Here is a 6,000-nt window from a genome sequence, read left to right as displayed (position 1 = left end):
CAACATATCTGGCGTTGACTTTTGGCACGCTGTTGAGTTCTCAAGGAACGGACACTTCCTTCGGACCGCCTTCCAGCGGGCCCTCCGGGCGCTTCATTCTTTCGTGTTCCCAGCTTACCAGATGTTTTCCGCTCCGTTTCCGGCGCTTCGTTCATCCAACTCGCTGGTGTCTTCTGCGGCTTGACGCCCCGTCCGACGTTTCAAACTCTAGCCGATCCCTACTCCGAAAAGCGAATCGACCGCAATCCAATAAAACGAACACGCCGAATAGGAACCAAGCCGCGACAAGACTCGACCCAGCCCGAACCAGGACATGGCATTTCAAGAGGATTGGCCGCCCCGGGACCGGCCGCGCCGATGCGTGTCCGGTGCTCCCTGCCGAGCGACTAGGGAACACTACCCCTGGTCGGCGCCCAAGACAAGTAAGGACCGCGCGGCCACCGCACGGGACCGAACCGGTGGTTCCAGGCCCCCCGGATGCGGGCTCCGCCCCGGCGGTGGAAGGCATCACGGTGCCGGCCGGCGCGGTCGGCTGCCGACCGACCCCCCGAGGAAGCCATGGATGTGGCCAGTACCGTCACGCTCTCCGTCAACGGTGACCAGCACACCGTTGAGGTGGATCACCGCCGCACGCTGCTCGACCTGCTGCGCGAGCGGTTGGCGCTGACGGGGGCGAAGAAGGGATGCGACCACGGACAGTGCGGGGCGTGCACGGTGCTGCTGGACGGGCGGCGGGTGAACAGCTGCCTGGTGCTCGCGGTCGCCCAGGACGGGGCCGCGGTCACCACGGTCGAGGGCCTGGCCGGCGGCGACCGGCCGCACCCCCTCCAGCAGGCGTTCATCGAGTACGACGCGTTCCAGTGCGGCTTCTGCACGCCCGGGCAGCTCTGCTCGGCGGTAGGGATGCTCGCGGAGGCGGCGAAGGGCTGGCCGAGCGCCGTGACGGACCCCGACCCGCAGGCGCCGTCGCCGCTGGACGAGGCGGAGATCCGCGAACGCCTCAGCGGCAACCTCTGCCGGTGCGGCGCCTACCCCGGCATCGTCCGCGCCGTCCGGGAGGTCGCCCCGTGAAGCCCTTCGGCTACCACCGGCCCGCCGACATCGCCTCGGCCGTGGCGCTGGCCGCGCAGGTCCCAGGAGCCAGGTTCCTCGCCGGCGGCACCAACCTGGTCGACCTGCTCAAGCTCGGTGTGGAGGCACCGGAGCTGCTGGTGGACGTGAGCCGGCTGCCGCTCGGCCTGGTGGAACCGGTCTCCGGCGGCGGTCTGCGGATCGGCGCGACGGTGCCCAACAGCGAGCTGGCCGCGCACCCGCTGGTCCGGCTGCACTATCCCGCGCTGTCCCAGGCCCTGCTGTCGGGAGCGTCCGGGCAGCTGCGCAACCTCGCCACCACCGCCGGCAACCTGCTCCAACGCACCCGCTGCCCGTACTTCCAGGACGTCACCAAGCCGTGCAACAAGCGCGTCGCCGGCTCCGGCTGCCCCGCGCGCGAGGGCGTGCACCGGGATCTGGCCGTGCTGGGGGCCTCCGCGGACTGCGTGGCCACCCACCCGTCCGACCTCGCGGTGGCACTGACGGCGCTGGACGCCGAGGTGCGGCTGACCGGTCCGACCGGTTCCCGCTGCTGCCCGCTCACCGAGTTCTACCGGCTGCCCGGGGACACTCCCGCCCGCGAGACCGGGCTGCGCCCCGGTGAGCTGATCACCGCGGTCGACCTGCCACCGCCGTGGTCGGGCACCCGCTCGGCCTACCGCAAGGTGCGCGAGCGGGCCTCGTTCGCCTTCGCCACCGTCTCGGTCGCCGCCGTACTGGTGGCGCGCGAGGGGAGGGTGGCACGGGTCGCACTGGCGCTCGGCGCCGTAGCGGCGAAGCCCTGGCGGGCGACGGTCGCCGAGCGGACGATGCTCGGGCAGCCCGCCACCGAGGAGGTCTTCAGGGCCGCGCTGGACGCCGAACTGGCGGCCGCCCGGCCGCTGCGGGACAACGCGTTCAAGGTGCCGCTGGCACGCGAGGTCGCCGTACGGGTCCTCGCCGACCTCACACCGCAGCAGGAGGACTCCGAATGACGGCTCACCGGGACCGCCAGGAACACCAGGGTCACCAGGAGCAGCAGGAGCAGCAGGAGCACGGGGACACCTCGCTCACCCGGGTGGAGGGGCCCGACAAGGTCACCGGCCGCGCCCGGTACGCGACCGACCACCACCCGGCCGGCACCGCCTACGCCTGGCTCGTCACCGCCTCGCTCGCGCGCGGCGTGGTGGACGCCGTCGAGGACGCCGACGCCCTCGCCGACCCGGCCGTCCTCGCGGTGATCACCCACCGCAACGCCGAGCGGCTGGCCCCGACCGACGACCCGACGCTGGCCGTGCTCCAGTCCGCGCGGATCGCCCATCACGGGCAGCCGGTCGCGCTGGTGGTCGCCGAGACCCTGGAGGCCGCCCGGGCCGGCGCCCGCGCGCTGCGGATCAGCTGCACCCGGGAGCCCCACGACGTCCTGCTGACCGCCGACCACCCGGGCCTCTACACCCCCGAGGAGGCCAACGGCGGCTACCCCGCGGAGCGCGCCAGAGGCGACTTCGACAACGCGTACCGGACGGCCCCGCACCAGGTGGACGCCACCTACCACCTGCCGCCGCTGCACAACCACCCCATGGAGCCGCACGCCGCGACGGCCGTCTGGGACGGCGGCCGGCTCACCGTTTACGACGCCAGCCAGGGCTCCGGCAACAGCCAGGAGAACCTGTCGAAGCTCTTCGGCCTGCGCGCCGAGGAGATCCTGGTGGTCAGTGAGCACGTCGGCGGCGGCTTCGGTTCCAAGGGCACCACCCGGGCGCCCACGGTGCTGGCCGCGCTGGCCGCCCGCGCGGTCGGGCGGCCGGTCCAGCTCTGCCTGGCCCGCGCCCAGCTCGCCGACCTGGTCGGGCACCGCTCCCCCACCGTCCAACGGGTCCGGATCGGCGCCGACACCACCGGCCGGATCTCGGCGCTCGCCCACGAGGTGGCCACCCGCAGCTCCACGCTGCGCGAATTCGTCGAGCAGGCCGCCGTCCCCGCCCGGATGATGTACGCCGCACCGCACAGCCGCACCGTCCACCGGGTCGCCCGGCTCGACGTGCCCACCCCCTCCTGGATGCGGGCGCCCGGTGAGTGCCCCGGCATGTTCGCGCTCGAGTCCGCCATGGACGAACTGGCCCTGGCCTGCGACCTCGACCCCGTCGAGCTGCGGATCCGCAACGAACCCGCGTTCGATCCGGACAGCGGGAAGCCGTTCAGCAGCCGCCGCCTGGTCGAGTGTCTGCGCGAGGGCGCCCGGCGCTTCGGCTGGGCCGACCGCGACCCCCGCCCCGGTGTCCGCCGGGACGGTCGGCTGCTGCTCGGCACGGGTGTGGCGGCCTCGACCTACCCCGTGCTGGTCGGTCCCGCGACCGCGGAGGCGCACGCCCGCCCCGACGGAAGCTTCCTGCTGCGGGTCAATGCCACCGACATCGGCACCGGGGCGCGCACCGCGCTGGTGCGGATCGCCGCCGACGCCCTGCGGGTCGCACCCGGGCGCGTCGAGCTGCGGATCGGCCGCAGCGACCTGCCGAAGGCGCCGCTGGCGGGCGGCTCCTCCGGCACCGCCTCCTGGGGATGGGCCGTGCACCGGGCCTGCGAGGAACTGCGCACGGCACTGGCCGAGCACGGCGGGCGGCCACCCTCCGACGGGCTGACCCGACACGCCGACACCGCCGAGGAGGTGGGGAGCACCGGCCAGGAGTACGCGCGGCACGCCTTCGGCGCGCAGTTCGCCGAGGTCCAGGTCGATCAGGACACCGCCGAGGTGCGGGTGCGCCGCCTGCTCGGGGTGTTCGCGGCCGGACGCGTCATCAACCCGCTGGCCGCGCGGAGCCAGCTGACCGGCGCGATGATCATGGGGCTGTCGATGGCCCTGCTGGAGCACAGCACCACCGATCCGTCCTTCGGCGGGCACGTCGAGCGCGACCTGGCCGCCTACCACGTCGCCGCGCACGCCGACGTCACCGCCGTCGACGCGCACTGGATCGACGACCCCGACCCCCACCTCAACCCGATGGGCTCCAAGGGGATCGGCGAACTGGGCATCGTGGGCACGGCGGCGGCGATCAGCAACGCCGTGCACCACGCCACCGGCATCCGGGTCCGCGAACTGCCCATCCGCCCCGAGTCCCTGATCGGCCGCTGACCCGACGCCGGCCGGACACCACCGCCCGCGGACCGACTTCGCCGTTGGTGGGCGGCCGAGTCGGCGATGCAAAGAACGCCGAAGGGGCGGACGCGCACTGCGCGTCCGCCCCTTCGGCGTTCGTGGTAGCGGGGACAGGATTTGAACCTGCGACCTCTGGGTTATGAGCCCAGCGAGCTACCGAGCTGCTCCACCCCGCGTCGGTAGTACCGACCGTACGGCACCAGACGGCGATCACCTAATCGGTTTCCCGGCAGCCACTTCCGCAGGGCCGCCCTCGCCGGCCAATCCTTCGCGGGGCCCGGCGGAGGCCGCCAGCGAGACCGACCCCGTTCCGAACTGCTGACCCGGCCCCGAGCCGATCCCCGCTCTGTGCGAGCGGGGGCGCGGGGAGACAAGCGGTGCCAATCGCTTGGAACCCCACGCCCCCAGCTACCGCTCTACTTGCGGTGCCCCGGGAGGGGATTGCCGGGCTCGTCCAACCATGCAGCCTGTCCGGCAGGTGACACCGTGAGCCCGTACCGCTCGTAGCCGGGGCGTCCGGCGGCCGTCCACCGGGTGTAGGCGGCCTCCGTCTCGTCCCACAGTTGCCGGGGCCCGGACTGGCGGACCTCGAACCGGGATTCCCCGGGCACGGAGTCGACCGTTGCCCAGGACGTGACGGCCGTGTCAAACAGCCACCACGTCCAGCCGCCGTCACCGAACTCGTTCCGCCGGTAGTACACGTCCGGCAGGGCGAGGGCGCAGGCGAATTGCGCGAGCCAGTCGCCCCCGATGGCTTCGGGGTCGAGGCTTGTCCAGGACTGCCCGGAGTCGCCCGGCCATTCACCGGGCAGGTAGTCGTCCACCGGAGCGCCCTGGTAGCGCTGCTGCCGCAGCATCATGAACGCCGCCGATCGGGTGAACGGACCGCTTGCCGTCCCGTCGCCGTCCACCGTGAGCCGCGCAACCGCCCCGCCGCCCAGCAACGGTGAGACGGGGCTGACGATCACCCCGCCCGGCCGGGTTTGTGCTACCCAGGCGGGCGGGATGTCCCGCAGTGACACGGTGGAGATGATCCGGTCGTACGGGGCGCGTACGCCCCACCCGAGCGCACCGTCCCCGCAGACGACTTCGGGGGTGTAGCCGGTCCTGCGAAGTGCGGTGCGGGCTTGCGCGGTGACCTGCGCGTCCACCTCGACGGTGGACACCGTTTCGGCGCCCAGGCGATGCGCCAACAAGGCCGCGTTGTAGCCGGTGCCCGTCCCGATTTCGAGCACCCGATGCCCGGGGACCGCGTCCAGGTCGGACAGCATCTCGGCCACCATGGTGGGCATGGATGCCGACGATGTGGGAGTACGGTGGTCGCCGTCCCCGGCACCGTCGTCCCACTGCGTGACGATCGGCAGGTCGCTGTAGGCGAGCCGCATCCACCGCTCGGGTTCCTTGGTCCGGCTGCACTCGGTGTCGCCGCCGTCCTCGTCCGCCCAGATGGTGTCGGGGAGGAACGCGTGTCGCGGCACGGCCGCCACGGCCGGAGCCCATTCGGTGGGTAGGGAACCGGCGTCGGTGAGCGCCGCCACCAGTGCGGCCCGCTGCTGTTCGGGGGTCAACTCTTCTTGTGCTTCGGTGCCGGGGTCGGCTGCTGGCCGTCCTTCGAGGGGTTCGGGCCGATGGCCGGCGAGCCGGGCTTGGCGTGCCCGCCGCCCCTACCGTCGTTCGGTCCACCCTTGTTCTCGTCTCCCATGGTCAGCGTCCCTTCTCGGTTCGGCTTGTAGGGCCGGTGCTGTTTCCCGCTGCACCCGAGGGCGCAGCGAGTA

4 protein-coding genes and 1 tRNA gene are annotated in these 6,000 nt (G+C 72.6%); 3 read left to right on the top strand and 2 right to left on the bottom strand.

The annotated features are described in order from the left end of the window. The first annotated feature begins 558 nt into the window (after positions 1-558). From AB0P03_RS38540 to AB0P03_RS38530, 3 genes are read left to right on the top strand one after another with little or no spacing between them, the layout of a single operon-like run. Positions 559-1,071, top strand: coding sequence for a 2Fe-2S iron-sulfur cluster-binding protein (locus AB0P03_RS38540; protein WP_363588800.1), 513 nt, complete (start codon positions 559-561; stop codon positions 1,069-1,071). Beyond that, positions 1,068-2,066, top strand: a complete 999-nt coding sequence (locus AB0P03_RS38535) for a xanthine dehydrogenase family protein subunit M (RefSeq protein ID WP_363633362.1) — start codon at positions 1,068-1,070, stop codon at positions 2,064-2,066. Before AB0P03_RS38540 ends, AB0P03_RS38535 begins: the two co-directional genes overlap by 4 nt. Beyond that, a complete protein-coding gene (locus AB0P03_RS38530) occupies positions 2,063-4,201 on the top strand; it encodes a xanthine dehydrogenase family protein molybdopterin-binding subunit (RefSeq protein ID WP_363633360.1) in 2,139 nt (712 codons plus the stop codon). The genes AB0P03_RS38535 and AB0P03_RS38530 overlap by 4 nt, the downstream gene beginning before the upstream one ends. Before the next feature lie 123 nt (positions 4,202-4,324). Here AB0P03_RS38530 and AB0P03_RS38525 read toward each other — a convergent pair. Then, positions 4,325-4,401: transfer RNA gene (locus tag AB0P03_RS38525), tRNA-Met, on the bottom strand. Positions 4,402-4,641: 240 nt separating this feature from the next. Further along, positions 4,642-5,793, bottom strand: coding sequence for a methyltransferase domain-containing protein (locus tag AB0P03_RS38520; protein ID WP_363588806.1), 1,152 nt, complete (start codon positions 5,791-5,793; stop codon positions 4,642-4,644). Positions 5,794-6,000: the final 207 nt, after the last annotated feature.

The organism is Kitasatospora sp. NPDC088779 (genome assembly GCF_040685395.1).
Taxonomy (GTDB): domain Bacteria; phylum Actinomycetota; class Actinomycetes; order Streptomycetales; family Streptomycetaceae; genus Kitasatospora.
The sequence above is the reverse complement of the archived record's forward strand: the minus strand, read 5'-3'. Positions and strand labels throughout refer to the sequence as shown.